Here is a 16,772-nt window from a genome sequence, read left to right on the forward strand (position 1 = left end):
CCGCCTCCTTAATCGTGCATCATGCTGGCGCGGGCTTTGGCTCGCTTGTCGCGTTCATATTTTTCTAACGCGTCCTGCAACTGATTTCCGAGTTGACCGCCCGGTGCGCCACCCGGCATGTTGATTTGATAGGTTGGGCTGCTCTGGTCAATGTAGTTACGACCGACGGGAGCCGTAACAGGCTGATAAGCCTGATACCCGCCAAGTGAGCTTGTCGCCGGGATATAGCCACCGCCCTGACCAACCGACTGCGCTTTTGATGTTTCTGCATCAACGCTGCTCGACTCCTTTTTCACAAGGCCGAGCTTTTCGAGAATGACATCGAGGCCACCGCGCAGCTTATTGAAAATATTCAGAGGCAACATCAGTGCATCGGCCAGAGCCTGACCGAAAACGATACCAACATTTTTGCAGCTATCGAGCGTCTCCTGCGTGGCCTTGACTGGCGCAATCAGGTCTTTAAACCACTGCCAGACTTTGTGCAATTTCTCGCCGAGGCCGTCAAAAATGGGGGCCAGTGGAGCGAACATTTCCCCGACCGGTGCAAAGGCGCTGATGATGCCTTCAATCACCCCCGAGAAAAATGCGCTGATAGGTTCCCAATATTTACGGATAAGCAGCGCCCCGGCCACAATCGCCGCACCGACGGCCACAATCGGCCATGTGATCGCACCGAGCGCGGTCGCAATGGCACTACCAGCGACAGTAAAGACGGTACCCATCACGCCAGCGGCAGCAATAATGGCGTTAATCCCCATGACAACCGGCCACGCTACGAGACCAATGCCGCCGATAATGCCAATCAGAGCCAGTGCGCCACCGGCAATGATGCCAATAGTTTCCGCTAACTCCTTGTTGTTTTTGATCCAGTCATCGAGCTTTAACACGTATCGCGTTGCTGTCTGAGTGAGCTGACGCAACGAGCTATCTTGCTGGTCGTAGAGGTCAGTACCCACAGCCTCATAAGCAGACTGAAACTCTTTGAAGTCACCGCCGAGGTTATCCTGCATAACCTTGACCAACTCCTCGGTTTTACCATCTGAGGCCTTTATCGTAGCGGTGAGTTTATCGAGCTTTCCACTGGCTGCCGCCGCCATCAGTACACTGGCAGACTTCATTGCCTCCTCGCCGAATATCGTTTTAACGTATTCTGCTTTCTGACCAGTGCCGAGCTTGTTCCGCTCAAAGCTGGCCTGCATTTCTTTCAGAATGGTAAATAACGGGCGCGTATTGCCTTTTCTATCGGAGGTTTTGACACCCAGCTCCTTGAGGGCATCGTATGCCTTGCCTGTTGGCGCCTGTAATCTCGTAATAACAGCCGCACCGCCGGTACCAGCCATTGACCCCCTGATGTTGTTATCATGAAGTGTGCCAGTAATCGCCGCGGCTTGCTCAAGACTCACCCCGGCATTTTTCGCCACAGGGGCAAGGTAACTTAATGAGTCACTCAACCCCTGAAAATCAGCGGTGGTTTTGTTCATCGTGGCTGAAAGAACATCACCAATATGCGCGGCCGCGTCATTAGAGAGCTGAAAAGCGGCTTTTGTCCCCATTAGCAGCTGCGCGTTTTCCTCCATTGTTTTTCTGTTCGAAAGTGACAGATTCAATGTTACTGGCGTCATGGCTGCTATAGCTGCGGCATCACCGCCACCTTTCGCGATAATAATCTGCGCACTGGCGGCATCATCAGCAGAGGCGGCAGTATTGTCGCCGAGCTGTCGGGCCTGTTTTTTCAAAGCCGTCATTTCTGCGGAATCTTTCGCCACGCCGAGTACTGCCTGCAACTCAGAATTTTTTAATGCGAAATCATAGCCCGGCACCATCAGCTTAACCCCGGCCATTGTTCCCGCTGTCGCGATACCAACCCCGGCAGCACCCGCACCGGCCATTTTACCGGCCATCTCTTTACCGGCCTGATATCGCTGCTTAACCGCGTTGAGCTTTGCCTGTTGCGCGCTGACGCGCGCCAGTGCTTCACGCTGGCGATTGAGCTGCGTCGTCGTTTCGCTGATGCTGGTTTTTAACCGACGCTCGTCTGCCGCCAGGGTGCGGGTATTAATTCCTGCCTGGCTGAGTTCCTGCCGCTGGCGCTGTACGGCCTGCCGCAAGCTGTTGTGTTTTTGCTGGAGCGCGGCGGCACTTTTTCGGGCGGCATCCATTGCCTGCGCCTGCGCGCGCGTCGGCTGTTCCGTATTTCTAAACTGGATCGCCAGTGCGGCGGCTTCCTGTTTCGCTTTCTTCAGCTCCTGACCGGTAACGGCAAGTTGCGCACTGGCCTTGCGAAACCCGTCAATGCGGGATGCCTGGCCGTTCAGTTCACGCAGTGATTTTTGAGTGTCCCGGATATCACCAGACAGCGTTTTGCTCGCTGTCTGGATGGATTTAAACGGGCGGGTCGCCTGGTCAACAGCCTTGAGTAATACCTGCAATTTAACGTCGTTACTCATTCGTGTTTCCGCTTCGCTGTAGCGCTTTTTCGCGCCAGGTGGTGAGCTCGGTCAGGCTCATGGGATATAACTCTGATGGCGGCCAGTGAAAAATCACCGCGATATCCGCCATCAGGTCATCGACCGACATGTCTTTCGGGAAATTTAATCCGCCAAATTCGGAGACAAAAAACCGATCACCTTTGTTGCCAGCGCCATCAAATCGGGTAAATCCATCATGACGACATCCGACTCGGTGAGTGACGGGCTGGTCATACGCGGCAGCACTTTAATCAGGGCATCCACTTCAGAGCGGGCGACGTCCGCCAGGCTAACGCCGCGCAGGGTTCCGGCGTTGGGCTTCATCAGGGTGATTTTTTCGATGACCTGCTCGCCGCGTTTGATGGGGTTTTCAAGGGTGACGATGTTTTCTTTGCTCATGAGTTTCTCGCTGTTTACGGATTCGGGGTTAACCGGCCAGACGTGCTGGCCGGGAAAAAATTACAGGCCGATATTGCGGCGGTGCTGGTCGAGTCGGTCGACGCCGTTCACCTTCTCAATCATGTTGAGGACGTCGATTTCTACCAGCTCTTTACCGTTCATGGTCAGCTTGTAGTACGTACAGACCAGCGATAATTTGCTGCTGGTATCCTCGCCCTGTTTGCTCTCGCCGTTATCGACTTCCTTCACCTTGAAACGGGTCTCAACTTCCACCGCCACGGTTTCACCGGTATCGTCCCGCTGGTAAGAGCCTGCATAGCGCAGTAGCGTCCCGGTACCGACGGCACCATAAAGCGACCAGATCGCATCATCAGGGAAGCCGCCGAGGGAAATCTCCATCGCCAGCGCGTCATCGTCGAGGCCGAAATCGACAGGGGCCGAGCCTGACATCCCGCCGCCCCGGTAGTTTTCCAGCTTACGGGTCAGCTTTGGCAGGGTGACGGACTCGATAACGCCGAGATAGCTGACGCCATCCAGAAACGTGTTCAGGTATTTGAGCTTGCGCGGCATTGCCATTGGTCAGGGCTCCTTAATTGCTGTTAACCGATGACACCAGATTCGCCAGGTATTTATCGGTAATGCGCTGGCGTAGTGTCAGGTTTTCGAGAGGGGGAACCGGCGTATAGTCGTAATCGATATACAGTTTCCCGGCTTTGAGGGTCGCCGCGTCGTTGGCCGATTCATCAAACCAGCAGGTCGCATCAACGATGTATCCCGCCGTTTTCATCTCGCGGAATTTCGCATTGATACCCGCAACGATGTCTTTAATCAGCGTGGCAGTGATCGGCTTGTCGACCGCCCACATGTGACCAGCGGCCATTGTGTCGGCGATAACCTGCGCGGTGCGGGTGTAGTTCTCAAACAGGAACAGCGGGTCATCGGAGCAGCAGCGGTTACCCCAAAAGCGGAAACCGTCTTTGCGAATGAGCGTGGTGACGCCAGCCTCGTTAAGCAGGTCGGCATCGGTGCCGGATTCCTGCAAATCCCAGAAGACCGACGCGCTGATGCCGGTGACGCCATTTACGCCAACGTTTGACAGGGTTTTATGCCAGCCGGTGTCCTGGTCGATTTTGGCGCGCAGGCCCAGCGCGCGGGCGGTCGCCCAGGCTGTTTCGGTCGCGTTCGCCGTGGTATCCCATGCCAGAAAATCCGGCCAGATAACCATCAGCTCACGTTGGCTGAAATTCTCACGATAGAGCATCGCCTCGGAAATGTTCTGGCAATCCCAGGCGCTGATATAGCCAAATGCGCGGAGCTTCTGACAAATCGGCGCGAGCGCGGTCGCCACTTCGAGGGAATCGAGGCCTGGCACACCGAGGATGCGCGGTTTAACGCCGGTAACAGCCTCCGCCGTGAGCAGCGCTTTCAGCCCGGTGTAATGGCCGCTTTCGTCGGTGCCGCCGATGATGTTGGAAATAGTCTGCGCTTCGGCGTCGTCGCCGGTACCTTCGGCAACGCGCACAACGACAATGACCGGTTTCGACTGGTCGGCGATTGCCTGGAGGGATGCGGCCAGGGTACCTTTTGTACCCGCTTTGGCAATGGCGCTTTGCACGCTGGTAATCAGTACGGGCTTATTGAGTGGGAAGGTGGCGGCATCGGCATCGCTGGCCGTACAGACCATGCCGATAATCGCCGTTGATACGGTGGAAATGACGCGGGTTCCGTCGTTAATCTCGACAACCTGGACGCCGTGATGAAAATCGCTCATCCGTTTAACTCCGTGGTTAAGGGTGAGCATTATTTTCAATCGTGGGAGAGGGGGTGACGAGTCATCCCCGCTGTAACAGGGACAGTACAACAGGAATGACCGTCACAGGGTCAGGCGACGCGGCTCCAGCACATCAGCAGGGTGTGCGCTTCCACCACGCTGAACGAATTGCCTTCGCCGAGGTTGGCGGTTTTACCGGTGGTCGTGTGTTTGTGCGGCGGTACCGTGACTTTGTGCTCGTGCTCTCCGGCGTCATCGGTCACGCCCAGCTCTTTCGGGTTAAAGAGCTGCCGCACATCACCGCCAATTTCCCACGGATCATCTTTACCGGCCACACCACCATGATTGTGAATACCGCCGCGCGTGGTCGTCAGCGTCTGCTCGGACTGCTCGCTGGTCTCGCCACTCACGTCAATCTGCACGGCTGGCAGGTTAGCCCGCTGGAGCGTCACGGTATCGCTGCCGCCGGTCGTACCGACGTTCGAGCCGTCCGCTTTGCCGACGCGGATCGTTTTATTTTCGCCGGTGTAAACCCATTGCGACCAGGGCCACTTTTCATTGGGATCCAGGTTCTGATTAAAAAAACGCGTGGTGCCGACGGGGTTATCCAGCTCCCACGCACCCCGGATAGCTTCCGCAATGGCCGCTTTTACCGCCGCCGGGGTAGCGGCTCGCTTGTCGCTGTCGCTGTCGGTGGCATTGCTGAGCTGCGTAAAGCCTTTTTCCTTCAGCGTGGCATCCGGGTGATTGCGGGATTCTGCATGCTCGCTTAGCTGGTTATCGGTATAATCCTTTGCATCATTTCCGGCCTGAATCACCGCTTCAATCGTCGCCACGACCACGCCCGGGTCGGTCAGCAGCTCCATGGCTTCCGTACTGCTGACTGCAATACGCATCCTGATAATGCTGAATCGCCCCGAGCCTTCGCTTAACAACGGCTTGTAGGTTTCGGGGATATTCGCCACCGCCAGGCAAACACCGTCATCATCAAACAATGCCGCCTCACGCAGGGTAAAACCGCCGACCTCCGGGGGCATTATCATTTCCGCTTCGATAATATTTTTCGCGTCGCCGGTCTCTTTCAGGCTGTTCAGCGTGGTGCGGAAAAGCTCATTCACGAGTCCTGACTGATCGTCATCAGGTCGTCTTAGCGTGCCATTGCTGTCGCCAACCGCCATATTCGTGATAGCGACTTTTACGCCGCTGACGACTGCCCCGGCAATTTTCTGAAGTCCGGCAGCAGTGACCAGAGAGATGTATTTTTTTTCGCTCACCGGATACTCCTCATTTATGCGCTGACGCTGTCGCTTTCATCCAGGTTGACAACTGAAGGTCTTAATTTTTCAATGTCATCTTTATACAGCTCACTGATGGCCTTCTGCCCCATTTTAATCAGGCCTTTCTCGTCCAGTTCGTGCCCTGTTCTTTTTTCGATATCGGCTGTCAGTAACGCCATATCGCAGAGCATAAATCCGGTATAACCGGAAATAATGACCGCCTGCTCCCTCGTCAGCGCCATTACCCCGCTGTTAACGGCTTCAACTTCCTGTTGTTCGATTGGTGATTCTTTCCCGGCCTCCGGGCCGTAGAGATTCACGTATTCCGCATTCAGTGAAGAATACTTACCCCAGTTTTTCTCAAGGTTTAATTCCGCATTCAACGACGAAAGCTGGTAAATACTTTCGTTAGCCATGCACAATTCAATTTCAAGCTCTAACTCACGTTTAGTTTTCATCATCCTTTAGTCCTGCTGGTTAATCAGTGATTTTTTCTGCTGCTCTTCGCGGTACTGTTCGCCGTTCTGTTTTGCCAGCAGGCTTGCAGCGCTCATCGCTTCTATTTCTGAGGCAAAACTGGAAAGAAGCGCCTCTCCCTGATATTCGCCCCCGTCATCGTCCTGATAAAAGGCCGTCACATTATTTCCCGTGATTTCATACGTTACAGAAGACATAAATACCTCCTCAGAATATTTCCCAGTTGCTCCCGTCAAAACTGATTTCAACTATTTTCCTGTCCGATGTGATTTCCAGCTTATAACTCACATACCCGTTAACCAGACAATCACCGTTATTCGAGGCGATGTAATATGTCCCCTTGCTCAGAAATTTTAATTTGTACCAGTGCCCGTTCAGGTGGTACGACGCAGGCGGCATGGTCAGCGTGATATCGGTCTTACTTATTGTGACAACCGGGTAGTACACGCTCAGGTTGGCATTTGCATTAAGAACAATATGGCGGTCAAATTTCCGGTAATTGCTGCCCAGCGGCCCGACAATCATGGGGGAGTTTTCCGGCGTCACATCGGTAACATCCGTAACCTTACTGTAGAGAACGGAAAAGGCGTTCTTTCCGGCGAATCGCAGGCCACAAACCGCCGTGGACGTTTCGTAAAATCCGGCACGGGTGGTTTTCACGCCATCAGCGGAAACAAAGTTCATGATGGCGCCTTCCGCCCGGTAAGCGTTGATCCAGCCTTTTTTATTCCCCGTTGCCTGTGCTCCGGCGCTACGAACCAGCACGCCCGCCGTCAGGTCATAGGTGGACTGCGCCAGCGTCACCACATCCAGACCATTCACAGATCCGGTGTAGTCCTTTTGCGCGCTGGCGCCAAACTCACCGATAACGGCGTTGTTGGCGTACGAGTTCGCCGTCAAAAACGCGTTGATGTTGAGAGGGTAAATTTTGGTAATGGGATGAACTTCAAACCCACAGGTAGAAGGCGGAGTAAGATTCGTTGCGGCAGGCGTCGCCCACTTATCCACCGTGACAACACCGCTGACTTTATCCACCGCTTTAACCAGACCGTAATACTTCACCGGGTGCAAAGTACGGATGACATTGCCACTCCGGATACCGGCCAGCGTGGCGGCATAGACCGTCGCGTCCAGCGTGACCGTATCCGCGCTGTAAACTGCACCACCGGCACTGTCAGTGCTGCCCACCGTCTGCCATGACTCCAGCGCCGGGGCGGTGGCGTCCGCGTAAAACGGGACGCATTCAATTTGCCCGTACCGGGCAAGATCATAAGCATCCGACACGCCCATAACCGGCACATTGAAACCGCCACCGAGCAGGGGCTGACCACCGCGAAGACTCAGCATCACACCATTGCGCCTGATGCCATTCGCTGAACGGGCAATATGGATGCCGCCATTCAGCATAATGTCCTGGTCATCCTGCCGGGCCATTTCATCATAAAGCGCGGCGTCGGTTTCGGGGTCATACCCCAGATAGGGCCGCGCTTTCCCTTTGTCCGCAACGGTGCGCATACGGGACAGGACGTCGTAGACCGTGCTACTGCGGTAGCCTGATGATTTCGCCCCCTCCGGGGAGGCCATTTCCTGACGAATAGCCGCATCTGAACTGTACGCCCAGGCACCGGCACCCACACCGCCGGTGTTATAGGGTGACGAACCCGCAGGAACAGTCTTCGGGAAATACCCCGTCCAGACCAGGCGGTAAAGACCGTAAATAATCTCATCGCGCGCGGAGTTCAGTGTTGCCCCGGCACTAAATGTGCTGCGCGCATCCACCTTGCCGGAAACATCTTCGCTGAAGTTATCCTGCTGCTCTTTCAGGAACGCCGTCCGGTTAACGAGTTGCTTTAGCGGGCGGTTGGCCGCACCGTCCTGACCGCCTTCCACGCGCTCCGAGCGTGAAATAAGATTAACTGCATCCCATGATGGTAATTCGCTGATATTTGCCATTGCTATTCACCTAATAACTAAAATTGCCATCGTGGAAGACCTGGCCGTTATAAGTCACATTCTCTTCCGGCTGATAATCTTCCGGGTACACCGTAATAATTTCGCCGCTGCATATAGCTGCCCCCATAAATACCGCGCCGCTGGTTGGAGTGGAGATGCTCATTGTCTCCAGATGGCGACTGACGGGCTTTGCATCCGCAATGAGGCGATTGAGTTCATCCAGTATTTTGCTGGTCAACCCCTTTTCATTCACATCAACCTCAAGGCGGAATGTGCCTGCCGGCCCATCGACTTCCCACCATTCCTCAATCGACATGAAATAGCCCAGTTTTTCCACCACACGACGAATGGCCGATACTGTGCCTTTACGCTGATGCAGCCAGAATGACTCATCAATGACACTGCGTTTTTCCTGTTCGCTCCATCCTTCATCCCAACTGTCAACGGAAAACGCCCAGGCCAGATACGGCAGGAATTTCACCGGACATTTCCACGGATCCCACAAATCACGCAGCGGGACAGATAAATCACTGATGACGGCACACGCTTCTGATGCCCTCTGTTCCAGCACCGACGACCCGGTCGCTATCAACGAATTATTCATCAGAGCCCCCGATCACAACGCTGGTTTCGGTGCAGTACGCAGCCTGGGTTTTATCGAGTACCACGTCGGCCAGCGGTTCGCGCAGTTCGACACGCTGGACGCCCTGCACATGCAGCGCGGCATAGAGGGCAGACATACGAATATCGCGGCCGAGGCGGCGCTGCTCAGTGATATAGGCGGTTAACTGCGCTTTGGCGGCGGCAAGAATTGGCTCAGTTGCCGGGCCAGGATAGACATACAGCACGGCATCGACCGCATAACTGACAATCTCTGCCGAGACGACTTTCAGGCGGTCAGCAACCGGGCGTACGCTCTCATCATTCAGCGCGGTACTGACGGCCAGCAATAAATCATCCGAGGCCGTGCCATCACCTTCCCGAGACAGTACCGCGATAGTGACCTCTGCCGGGGCAGGGCTGTTAGCCGAGGCATCCGCAACGCGGCCATCGGCGCTCAGGGCGTGAAACTCATAGGCACCGGTCGGCCCGGCAACGCTCATTCCCTCAAATGCGGCCGGTACGCGCTGGCGCAAATCGCTGTCGGATTCCATGACCGCTTCCACCGGCGGGATTTGGGTATCGTCTTCGGGGGTAATGACCAGGCGCTCAACGTTATTATTTGCCGCGAGCTGGTCAAGGTCGTTTTTGATGGCATAGGCCACCATTCCGGCTTTTGCTGCCTCGTTAATGCGCTGGCGTAAAATCACCTCCCGGTAGGCGTTCTCTTCCAGATATTTCACCAGTGGCTCTGACTCCAGCGTCAGCGCCCTGGCGACCGCCTCCTGCTCATCTTCCGGGTAGAGCGAAACCAGAGTGGCCTTGCGTTCGGCGAGGATGGTTTCAAAATCCAGCGTTTCCACCACATCAGGCGCGGGGAGCTGGCTCAGGTCGATAACTGCCATAGGTTCAACTCACAGGGATGGTTAAGGAAAGGCTCTCGCCGGTATCGGTGATTTGGCCGGTCACGTCGACGACCATCTGCCCGTCAAACTTCCGCGCGGTAGTGATGCCGGTCAGCCTGACGCGCGGCTCCCACTTCAGGATCGCCATGTAGCACGCCGCCATAATTTGCAGCTCAAGCGCCGGGGTCTGAGGCTGGTCAATCATCTGCGACAACAGCGAGCCGTATTCACGACGCATGACGCGGGAGCCGACAGGCGTGCGCAGAATATCCCCGATGCTCTGGCTGATATGGTCAACGTCTGAAATGCTTTCACCGGTTGTGCGGTTCATGCCGAGATAACGCGCTGTCATAGTGGTTCCCCCGTCTGTCCACCGCTGTCGCCAGGGTGTTTATGGGTGTGGAGCACCTTGCCGTTAGAAGAGAATGAGCCGCCGCTGTGCTCGATATCACCGGACATCTTGCCGCCTTGCTTCACCTCCAGCGTGCCGGTCGTCAGCTTGTTGGTGCAGACCACCTCCGGCGTATCGAGGGTGACACGGGTCGAGGCTTTTACCAGCACCACCGGCACGCTGACGGCAACCGAATCGGATGCGGTCACATCGGCAGTTTTAATGCCGGTGACGGTCAGCGCGCCGGTTTCCGGCTCATAACTCATAACGGCACCGTCGGGAAACTCAACGTGCCAGGCATCCGCCGAGGCAGACGGCGCGGGGCTGTCGTCGGAATAAATACCCGGCAGCACAAAAGCGGTATCGAGCTCACCGCCCACGGCCAGAATCATCACCTGCTCACCAACAGAGGGAGCCCACCAGGTGCGCGAGCGCCCGGCCCGGTGCGTCAGCCACTGGAGCCAGTCGGTATAAATGCCGCCGGTCTGTATGCGACAGCGCCCGGCGTCGAGGTCAGTTTCGACGACGATGCCGGTGCGGATCATGTTGCGTATCGCGCGGGCGAGTTCCTGGATAGATGCGAGAGTATTCATAGGGGAAAGGATGCCGCCGGGGTGTTCCGGCGGCAATCTGCTGGCGTTTTGCCCTGGCTGGCACAACGTTAATCGGCGAGGTAGTCGATAATGACGCTTTCCACAAGTTGCCGGTCGTCTTCGGTAAAGCCAAATAGCTGGCGCTGTGGGTACTCGACGGCGGCACTTTTGGGGGATGGTTTATCCTTGAGCCCAAGCTGATGCACGCGGGCGATGCGCTGCACTTTCCCGGTAAATTCCACCACCGCCGCGCTGTCGTTACCGGTCGCTTTCATATAGCGGTTGGTTCGCAGTTTCGCGAACATCTCGCGCTTAATACGGCCTTTCTTTGCCCTGACGGGCTGGCGCTTACGCGGGGCAAATGGCGAACCGTCCGGGGCTTTCTGCGATTTAATGCGCTGCTGTTGCCGCTGGCGCAGTTTCTTCGCAATGTCGACGGTCATCCGACGCCGCCCGGCAGGAGAAAGGGCCGCTATCAACCCGGCGAGCTTGTCCTCAAAGGGTTTGAAGTCATTCATCCCATTTACTCACCAGTTCGCCATTACTCCACATCTCAACAGGGCGCGTCACCGGCTCCGGCGGTGGCGGTTCCGGGATGTTCTCAACGTACATTGCGCCGTCGACCTCGTTGACCAGCGTGCGCTCGGTCAGCAACAGGCTGATACTGACATCAAGGCTGCTGTCGTTATTAATGTCAGCGTACCAGGCAAATCCTTTTTTTCTCCCCTCGTCGGTTGTCATGATGTCCGGCTGATTGACCCGCAGCCAGGCCATAATCGGCACAAACAGCAGGTCAATATCGTCGGTAAAATCCGTGACCACGATGTTAAGCGTGTACCGCTTTTCAAACGACAGGGAGCGCGCCAGCGTCGCCGTATTGTTGCCATCGTCCAGGCGAAGGCGAAGCATATCGGGGTTGGTACGCAGCACCGGCACCGCATCAGTTAAGGCTTTTCGCAGACTGTTGGGCTTTTGCATCGATTTCATCCTGGCATTGTTTAACCGTATCGACCTGGATTGCGCAGCTTTTCAGGGCGTTTTCGAGCTGGCGTATATCCGCACTCAGGTCGCCATTAGTCAGCGGGTCGCTGCCCGGCATCGGGCAGGGGCTGACCTTCGGGCAGGCGTTGTAAACAATCACCGGCGGCGGCGTTGGTGCAGGCTGTGCGCTGGTGCAACCGGCGCACAGCATCAGGTAAATCAGCGCGATACCAGCGGCGAAACGCTTCATTTTCATTGAGTAACCTCGTGATGGTTTGTTCACGCCTGAAGGCCAGCAGATTAGCGGCGGTGAGCTTATCCCGCATGGCAACCTGCGCCAGCTCTTTGCGCTGCGACTGCTCTGCGGCAACGTTGAGCTGATTTTTCAGCATGGTGATCGTGGTTTTCTGCGTACCGGCGACCCGGTTCGCGCGTTCAAAAGAGGCGCGCAAATTGCTGTTATCGTGTCGCATCCACAGCAGACCCGCGCAGGCCAGCGCCAGCAGGATAATGACTATTTTCATGCGGATACCCCTCCGGCATTGCGCCACACGGCGACCAGCCTGTCGAGGCTGTGCTCGCGCTGACCGTACCCGGCCCCCGGCAATGAAGCCCAGATATTGCGACAACGGGAAATGGCGCGTTCAATTCGCCCCTGCTGCAAGTCTTCCAGCGCGCCGCGCTCACGAATCAGCTGAATGGCGAGTCTGTCCTGTGATGCCGGGCTGAAATCCGGCAAAGCGAGCTGCTTTTTGTAATGCGGCCAGAACAGATAAAGCTGCTGGTAACGCCCGGATGCCGTGGATTTTTCCCCGCGACGATTGAAGACCTTCGCCGGGCGCCCACCGGCAAACGGGTGATCGCGATAGTCGGTAAAAATTTCCGGCCTGCCATCGATACCGGTGACAATGACGTCGTACCCGTTGTTTCTGGTCAGCGGGTGCGTCGCCGTACCCTCTGAAAACGCCAGCGTGTCGAGGAATGCCGCGACGTTGGGGTGTGTCTTAATGACCGCCATCGCTTTCCCCTTTTTTAATCCTGCGCTGAATCGCAATTTCCACTGCCTGATAACCGGCGATACCCAGCATGGAGCCAAATCCGCACACGGCAGCGGGTGGCAGATCGGGAAACTGCACCAGTGCCACCCCGGCCACCATCGAGACAAAGCCGCCCAGCAGCATACGGCCAATAAAAAGCCGGGCGGTGATGGGCTCGCCACCGGCCAGCACTTTCCCGACGACAATCAGCACGCCGATCAAAAACAGTGACAGGACGCTTTTTTCACCTTCCGTCATGTGTTTACTCCCACAGATTAATTGTTTCAGTTACGGGGGATGACTGGACGTCGGGCAGTTCGACCACCGTGCCGTGTGGCAGCACTGCGCCGAGCTCGGCCAGCCCCGGATTTGCGGCGAGCACCGACTCGAATACCCCCTCAGTGCGCCCGTAATACCGGGCGCAAATCATGTCGAGCGTGTCGCCCTGTTGCGCGATGGCCTGCATCAGATTTGGCTCACGATGCAGCGGGGTTTGTCCTGGACGCGTGATACGGCCCAGCGCATGTCCCGCCACAGCTCGTCGACAGTGGTATCGATGCTGTCGGCTTTCTTGTCGCCTCTGGCGCTGGCATCCACACCGCGATAACGCTCATAGACCGTGGCGGTCGCCATTGAGGTGACGGCGCGCAGGTAATAGAAAACGCGCACGCTTTCGCCGTCGAGATCGTCAGCCGGCACGTCGGCCAGCTTGCTAAAACCCCCGGCAATCTGCTGTTCCCGCCACAAAAAAAGCTCGGCATTGGTTTCGGCGATGCCGGTTTTGATGGCCTCACGCAGCCGGGCCGGGGCGACGGTTTGCTCAAGGCGCATCCCTTCACGCACGCGTTTCGGGTCGATGTCAGGAAAGAAAAACGTATTTTTTATCACCGGCTCATCGCTGGCAGGCGGCGGGATGACCACCACGCCATCCGGCTGCGGCTCATCGTTCTTTTTAATAATCAGCGTCGTCATGACTACCTCTGAATAGGTGGGCGGTGGACGCCGGTCTCAGGTCGGGTAAATCACCCTCATCGACCGGCGTGCCGCCCTGGCGCGGGGCGCATTCTGTTAACCGGCGGTCTTTTTCGGGCGGCCACGTTTAGCCGGTGCCGTGGTTTTCACGGCGCGCGGCGCTCTTACAGGGGCTTTAACGACCGTTGCCGGTTTGGGCTTCAGCTCACGCTCAAGCCGTTCAATGTCTTTTTTAACGCCTGCCTGACAATCGAGCTGCATCGCTCGCTTGAGGTGGGCCAGCGCGTCGGCGGGCTGTTTGTTGTCCCGCAGCACCTGGCCGGTGATTTTGTGCAGCTTTGCGCGCACTTCGTCCGGCATATCGGCGGCGGCGGTCAGCGCCAGCGTGTCGAGCAACTGGCTGATGACGACCGGTTCACCGGCGGCATGGGCTCGCATGGCGGCGAGTGCCACCTCTTCGGTAAACATGTACTGCGGCGGGCGGCGGTGTTTGCCTGGCATGGTCAGACCGTACTTAAACGCGTAGCGGGCAATATCCATCGCGCCGCCGATATCGCCGACATCGAGACGCCACAGCATGACGGTCATCACGATGTCATCCTGCGCACCTTTGCCCTGTTCCAGCACGCCACTGACCCACGGCAGATAGAACGGCAGCAGCTCGCGCTTTTTCGTGGCTTTCAGCTCTTTACCAAAGATGGCTTTTAACGTGCGTTGGTCTGCGGCCAGCTTAACCAGCATCTGCTCGTAGGCAGTGGCATGCCGCAGCGGGTTGTTTTCCCGCTGCGCGGTTTCAATGGCCGAGACCCGCATCATGTGACGCTGTGCGGGGCTCGTCATCGGTTAGCCCTCCGGTTGCGCGGCAGAGAAATCGCCCAGCTTGATATTTTCAATGAAGCACCCGGCGGCGTAGGTTTCGACCACGTAATCGATGTTCATCGATTCATAGTTTTCCACCTGGTCGAGTTTCGGGTTTTCGATGATGGATCGGCGGTGACTTTCGTCCATGAAATAAATGGACAGGTTATCGAGACGCGTCACCATAATCGCGTTCGCCGGGAAGTACGGCACACGGACGGCGGGCAGGTTGCCGATGCGTTTCTGGCTGATGATGATGTCAGCCGCGAGCGCTTCGCTGTTCGGCTGGTCTTTGTTGACGATCGGGAAATATTTGTCGGCCAGCAGCTTACGACCCACAATCGCGACGAGCTCCGAATCTTCCTGATAAATCTCGTCAATCAGGTTGTCGGTGGCATCCATAACCAGCGCATCGAGGTTAACGTAATCGCCGTTTTTACCCACGCGGATAACAGCGGAAACGACATTCCCTTCCTCGTCGACGATTTTGCTCATCACGCGGGTCGCCGCTTCATTGCGGTATTTCTGCGGCCAGCCGACGGCGACGTCCTGCAACATCGGATGAGCGGCGCGGTCAGAGGTTTCGGCGCGCTCAACGCCGTTGAACCCGGCCATGATGAAATCGAGCGCCTGCCGCTGGATGATGGCATCGCGAATACGGCGCTGGAAGTCCTGGAAGCGCGCCCACAAATCCAGCTTTTTATATTTGAAGTGGAAGTCAAAGTTGACCTGATCGCACTCGTATTTTTTGGACTCCAACGCGGTAAAGTCGGCTGTTTTACGCTCCTTGCCGCTGTTGGTGTCCGTGGTGCTGGCGATGGTGCCATTGACGCCGACGCCAATTTTTTCACCCTTCAGCTCATCCACCGGCACGATATTAATTTTCTGCAAAAAGGCCGATGACATCTGCACGTTGTTCATCATGGTTTGCGTGACGGACGGCTCGACGTTGAATTTTTTACTCACGTCGTCCGTGCCGATGCCGTTCAGCTCGGCAACGCGGGACAGGTAGGCATTGAATTTAAAACGGGTTTCCTGACGCATAGTCTTTCCTGTTTGGTTAAATCGGGTTGTCTGACCGGGCAATCCTGTCGCCCGGCGATAAATTCACGACCGTTTAGCAGTCGGTCAGCAGCTCATCGCCACCGCCACCGGTGGAGAGCTTGCGGCGTGGCTGCGTGGTGCTTTCGGTTTTATCCAGCGACGTTTTTAACTGGCTGAATGCCTGGCTGGTCTGGTCGGCCTTCGTGGTGACGTCCTGTTTCAGGGTCGCAAAGGCATTTTCCAGCTTGGCAAGACGTTGCTCATTGGCGGTGAGGTTGTCCTGCACATGTTCACTGACGGTCGTCACGGCCTCATGCACATCCTGAAAACGGGCGTCATCGCTGGCCTGTTTGCGGCTGAAAATCGCTTTCACTTTGTCGCTCAGGGCGGTAAAGACATTTTCCGCCTGGTCTTCAAACTCCAGCTCGGCGAGGGTGGCGACGGAAATCAGGTTTCCCGGCTCGGCTTTGAAGCGGTTGAGGGGGTTAAATTTGGCACCCCGGCAAAATTCGAGGTATTCGGTGCCGAGACTGGCCGGGTCATCAGTCACCGCCAGGCCGACCAGGTAGCATTTGCCGCTATTGGCGAAATTCGGCTGAATTTCCATTGAGGTGTAGACCTTCTGCAATTTTTTATTCATTGCGATCAGGTCATCGGTCGGGGTGATTTTGGCGAACAGCGCCAGCTTGCCTTTCAGTACCGAATCGTCGTCAATCTTTTCAGATTTCAGCTCAACCACATCGCCATAACGGCTGAACGGGCCATCTGGCAGGATGCCTTTCAGGTGTTCGAGGTTAATGCGGCAACCGTAGACGCGGGGGTCAAAGGTCTCGGCCATTTCCTGAATATCCGTCGCGCTGATAACGCGGCCGTCACAGGTATCGCCTTCGACGCCGATGCGAAACCATTTTGAAACTTTTTTTGCCATTGTCAGGAGTCCTGATATCGGGTTAACGGGTCGGGGTTAGTTTCCCGACGTCGCCGCCCACCCGCCATCTGTCCCGGATGGCTTATCCCTCACACAACAGCACCTTAGCGATTCGCAT

General features: G+C 56.4%; 24 protein-coding genes. All 24 read right to left on the minus strand.

Annotated features, from left to right (window positions below; genetic code table 11):
• Positions 1-8: 8 nt before the first annotated feature.
• The 24 genes from MMW58_RS06965 to MMW58_RS07080 all read right to left on the minus strand — a co-directional run bounded on the left by MMW58_RS06965 (position 9) and on the right by MMW58_RS07080 (position 16,654).
• Positions 9-2,447 carry a phage tail tape measure protein gene (locus MMW58_RS06965; protein WP_241722983.1) on the minus strand — a complete coding sequence of 813 codons (2,439 nt, stop codon included), beginning with the start codon at positions 2,445-2,447 and terminating at the stop codon, positions 9-11.
• Positions 2,440-2,559 carry a GpE family phage tail protein gene (locus MMW58_RS06970; protein ID WP_014343413.1) on the minus strand — a complete coding sequence of 40 codons (120 nt, stop codon included), beginning with the start codon at positions 2,557-2,559 and terminating at the stop codon, positions 2,440-2,442. Before MMW58_RS06970 ends, MMW58_RS06965 begins: the two co-directional genes overlap by 8 nt.
• 32 nt (positions 2,560-2,591) lie before the next feature.
• A complete protein-coding gene (locus tag MMW58_RS06975) occupies positions 2,592-2,867 on the minus strand; it encodes a phage tail assembly protein (protein ID WP_004195711.1) in 276 nt (91 codons plus the stop codon).
• A 60-nt stretch (positions 2,868-2,927) separates the two neighbouring features.
• Positions 2,928-3,443: a phage major tail tube protein gene (locus MMW58_RS06980; protein WP_014343412.1), complete on the minus strand. Its 516-nt coding sequence runs from the start codon at positions 3,441-3,443 to the stop codon at positions 2,928-2,930.
• Positions 3,444-3,456: 13 nt separating this feature from the next.
• Positions 3,457-4,638, minus strand: a complete 1,182-nt coding sequence (locus tag MMW58_RS06985) for a phage tail sheath protein (RefSeq protein ID WP_241722984.1) — start codon at positions 4,636-4,638, stop codon at positions 3,457-3,459.
• A 110-nt stretch (positions 4,639-4,748) separates the two neighbouring features.
• Positions 4,749-5,912, minus strand: coding sequence for a phage tail protein (locus MMW58_RS06990; RefSeq protein WP_241722985.1), 1,164 nt, complete (start codon positions 5,910-5,912; stop codon positions 4,749-4,751).
• Between the two features lie 14 nt (positions 5,913-5,926).
• Positions 5,927-6,376 carry a DUF7736 domain-containing protein gene (locus MMW58_RS06995; protein WP_241722986.1) on the minus strand — a complete coding sequence of 150 codons (450 nt, stop codon included), beginning with the start codon at positions 6,374-6,376 and terminating at the stop codon, positions 5,927-5,929.
• 3 nt (positions 6,377-6,379) lie between these two features.
• Positions 6,380-6,589, minus strand: a complete 210-nt coding sequence (locus tag MMW58_RS07000) for a hypothetical protein (RefSeq protein WP_241722987.1) — start codon at positions 6,587-6,589, stop codon at positions 6,380-6,382.
• A 10-nt stretch (positions 6,590-6,599) separates the two neighbouring features.
• Complete coding sequence (locus tag MMW58_RS07005) at positions 6,600-8,345, minus strand: tail fiber/spike domain-containing protein (RefSeq protein WP_241722988.1); 1,746 nt, start codon at positions 8,343-8,345, stop codon at positions 6,600-6,602.
• Positions 8,346-8,355: 10 nt separating this feature from the next.
• Positions 8,356-8,949 (minus strand): phage tail protein I, encoded by a 594-nt coding sequence (locus MMW58_RS07010; RefSeq protein ID WP_241722989.1) that lies wholly within the window; start codon positions 8,947-8,949, stop codon positions 8,356-8,358.
• On the minus strand, positions 8,942-9,850 hold the full coding sequence (locus MMW58_RS07015) for a baseplate assembly protein (protein WP_241722990.1): 909 nt from the start codon (positions 9,848-9,850) through the stop codon (positions 8,942-8,944). Before MMW58_RS07015 ends, MMW58_RS07010 begins: the two co-directional genes overlap by 8 nt.
• A gap of 4 nt (positions 9,851-9,854) precedes the next feature.
• The gene (locus tag MMW58_RS07020; protein ID WP_241722991.1) at positions 9,855-10,202 is read right to left on the minus strand and encodes a GPW/gp25 family protein; all 348 of its coding nucleotides are present in this window, start codon (positions 10,200-10,202) and stop codon (positions 9,855-9,857) included.
• Entirely contained in the window at positions 10,199-10,834 is a 636-nt protein-coding gene (locus MMW58_RS07025; RefSeq protein ID WP_241722992.1) for a phage baseplate assembly protein V, read from the minus strand. The genes MMW58_RS07020 and MMW58_RS07025 overlap by 4 nt, the downstream gene beginning before the upstream one ends.
• Positions 10,835-10,902: 68 nt before the next feature.
• A complete protein-coding gene (locus MMW58_RS07030; RefSeq protein ID WP_241722993.1) occupies positions 10,903-11,352 on the minus strand; it encodes a phage virion morphogenesis protein in 450 nt (149 codons plus the stop codon).
• Positions 11,345-11,812, minus strand: coding sequence for a phage tail protein (locus MMW58_RS07035; RefSeq protein WP_142131520.1), 468 nt, complete (start codon positions 11,810-11,812; stop codon positions 11,345-11,347). The genes MMW58_RS07030 and MMW58_RS07035 overlap by 8 nt, the downstream gene beginning before the upstream one ends.
• Complete coding sequence (gene lysC, locus MMW58_RS07040; protein ID WP_241722994.1) at positions 11,775-12,026, minus strand: Rz1-like lysis system protein LysC; 252 nt, start codon at positions 12,024-12,026, stop codon at positions 11,775-11,777. The genes MMW58_RS07035 and lysC overlap by 38 nt, the downstream gene beginning before the upstream one ends.
• Positions 11,908-12,339: an Rz-like lysis system protein LysB gene (gene lysB, locus MMW58_RS07045; RefSeq protein WP_191679287.1), complete on the minus strand. Its 432-nt coding sequence runs from the start codon at positions 12,337-12,339 to the stop codon at positions 11,908-11,910. The genes lysC and lysB overlap by 119 nt, the downstream gene beginning before the upstream one ends.
• A complete protein-coding gene (locus tag MMW58_RS07050) occupies positions 12,336-12,833 on the minus strand; it encodes a glycoside hydrolase family 24 protein (protein ID WP_241722995.1) in 498 nt (165 codons plus the stop codon). The genes lysB and MMW58_RS07050 overlap by 4 nt, the downstream gene beginning before the upstream one ends.
• Complete coding sequence (locus tag MMW58_RS07055) at positions 12,820-13,110, minus strand: phage holin family protein (protein ID WP_009309693.1); 291 nt, start codon at positions 13,108-13,110, stop codon at positions 12,820-12,822. The genes MMW58_RS07050 and MMW58_RS07055 overlap by 14 nt, the downstream gene beginning before the upstream one ends.
• A gap of 4 nt (positions 13,111-13,114) precedes the next feature.
• On the minus strand, positions 13,115-13,318 hold the full coding sequence (locus MMW58_RS07060) for a tail protein X (protein ID WP_004175163.1): 204 nt from the start codon (positions 13,316-13,318) through the stop codon (positions 13,115-13,117).
• Positions 13,318-13,824, minus strand: a complete 507-nt coding sequence (locus tag MMW58_RS07065; RefSeq protein ID WP_064184058.1) for a head completion/stabilization protein — start codon at positions 13,822-13,824, stop codon at positions 13,318-13,320. The genes MMW58_RS07060 and MMW58_RS07065 overlap by 1 nt, the downstream gene beginning before the upstream one ends.
• Before the next feature lie 96 nt (positions 13,825-13,920).
• The gene (locus MMW58_RS07070; protein WP_064190248.1) at positions 13,921-14,664 is read right to left on the minus strand and encodes a phage terminase small subunit; all 744 of its coding nucleotides are present in this window, start codon (positions 14,662-14,664) and stop codon (positions 13,921-13,923) included.
• Between the two features lie 3 nt (positions 14,665-14,667).
• Entirely contained in the window at positions 14,668-15,726 is a 1,059-nt protein-coding gene (locus MMW58_RS07075) for a phage major capsid protein, P2 family (RefSeq protein WP_241722996.1), read from the minus strand.
• Between the two features lie 73 nt (positions 15,727-15,799).
• Positions 15,800-16,654, minus strand: a complete 855-nt coding sequence (locus MMW58_RS07080) for a GPO family capsid scaffolding protein (RefSeq protein ID WP_241722997.1) — start codon at positions 16,652-16,654, stop codon at positions 15,800-15,802.
• Positions 16,655-16,772: the final 118 nt, after the last annotated feature.

The organism is Klebsiella sp. HC6, from assembly GCF_022605325.1.
Lineage (GTDB): Bacteria > Pseudomonadota > Gammaproteobacteria > Enterobacterales > Enterobacteriaceae > Klebsiella > Klebsiella terrigena.

Coding starts and splice junctions, on each gene's coding strand:
- MMW58_RS06965 (WP_241722983.1), bottom strand. CDS start 2,447: ATGAGTAACGACGTTAAATTGCAGGTATTACTCAAGGCTGTTGACCAG.
- MMW58_RS06970 (WP_014343413.1), bottom strand. CDS start 2,559: ATGGCGGATATCGCGGTGATTTTTCACTGGCCGCCATCAGAGTTATAT.
- MMW58_RS06975 (WP_004195711.1), bottom strand. CDS start 2,867: ATGAGCAAAGAAAACATCGTCACCCTTGAAAACCCCATCAAACGCGGC.
- MMW58_RS06980 (WP_014343412.1), bottom strand. CDS start 3,443: ATGGCAATGCCGCGCAAGCTCAAATACCTGAACACGTTTCTGGATGGC.
- MMW58_RS06985 (WP_241722984.1), bottom strand. CDS start 4,638: ATGAGCGATTTTCATCACGGCGTCCAGGTTGTCGAGATTAACGACGGA.
- MMW58_RS06995 (WP_241722986.1), bottom strand. CDS start 6,376: ATGATGAAAACTAAACGTGAGTTAGAGCTTGAAATTGAATTGTGCATG.
- MMW58_RS07000 (WP_241722987.1), bottom strand. CDS start 6,589: ATGTCTTCTGTAACGTATGAAATCACGGGAAATAATGTGACGGCCTTT.
- MMW58_RS07005 (WP_241722988.1), bottom strand. CDS start 8,345: ATGGCAAATATCAGCGAATTACCATCATGGGATGCAGTTAATCTTATT.
- MMW58_RS07010 (WP_241722989.1), bottom strand. CDS start 8,949: ATGAATAATTCGTTGATAGCGACCGGGTCGTCGGTGCTGGAACAGAGG.
- MMW58_RS07015 (WP_241722990.1), bottom strand. CDS start 9,850: ATGGCAGTTATCGACCTGAGCCAGCTCCCCGCGCCTGATGTGGTGGAA.
- MMW58_RS07020 (WP_241722991.1), bottom strand. CDS start 10,202: ATGACAGCGCGTTATCTCGGCATGAACCGCACAACCGGTGAAAGCATT.
- MMW58_RS07025 (WP_241722992.1), bottom strand. CDS start 10,834: ATGAATACTCTCGCATCTATCCAGGAACTCGCCCGCGCGATACGCAAC.
- MMW58_RS07030 (WP_241722993.1), bottom strand. CDS start 11,352: ATGAATGACTTCAAACCCTTTGAGGACAAGCTCGCCGGGTTGATAGCG.
- MMW58_RS07035 (WP_142131520.1), bottom strand. CDS start 11,812: ATGCAAAAGCCCAACAGTCTGCGAAAAGCCTTAACTGATGCGGTGCCG.
- lysC (WP_241722994.1), bottom strand. CDS start 12,026: ATGCTGTGCGCCGGTTGCACCAGCGCACAGCCTGCACCAACGCCGCCG.
- lysB (WP_191679287.1), bottom strand. CDS start 12,339: ATGAAAATAGTCATTATCCTGCTGGCGCTGGCCTGCGCGGGTCTGCTG.
- MMW58_RS07050 (WP_241722995.1), bottom strand. CDS start 12,833: ATGGCGGTCATTAAGACACACCCCAACGTCGCGGCATTCCTCGACACG.
- MMW58_RS07055 (WP_009309693.1), bottom strand. CDS start 13,110: ATGACGGAAGGTGAAAAAAGCGTCCTGTCACTGTTTTTGATCGGCGTG.
- MMW58_RS07060 (WP_004175163.1), bottom strand. CDS start 13,318: ATGCAGGCCATCGCGCAACAGGGCGACACGCTCGACATGATTTGCGCC.
- MMW58_RS07065 (WP_064184058.1), bottom strand. CDS start 13,824: ATGACGACGCTGATTATTAAAAAGAACGATGAGCCGCAGCCGGATGGC.
- MMW58_RS07070 (WP_064190248.1), bottom strand. CDS start 14,664: ATGACGAGCCCCGCACAGCGTCACATGATGCGGGTCTCGGCCATTGAA.
- MMW58_RS07075 (WP_241722996.1), bottom strand. CDS start 15,726: ATGCGTCAGGAAACCCGTTTTAAATTCAATGCCTACCTGTCCCGCGTT.
- MMW58_RS07080 (WP_241722997.1), bottom strand. CDS start 16,654: ATGGCAAAAAAAGTTTCAAAATGGTTTCGCATCGGCGTCGAAGGCGAT.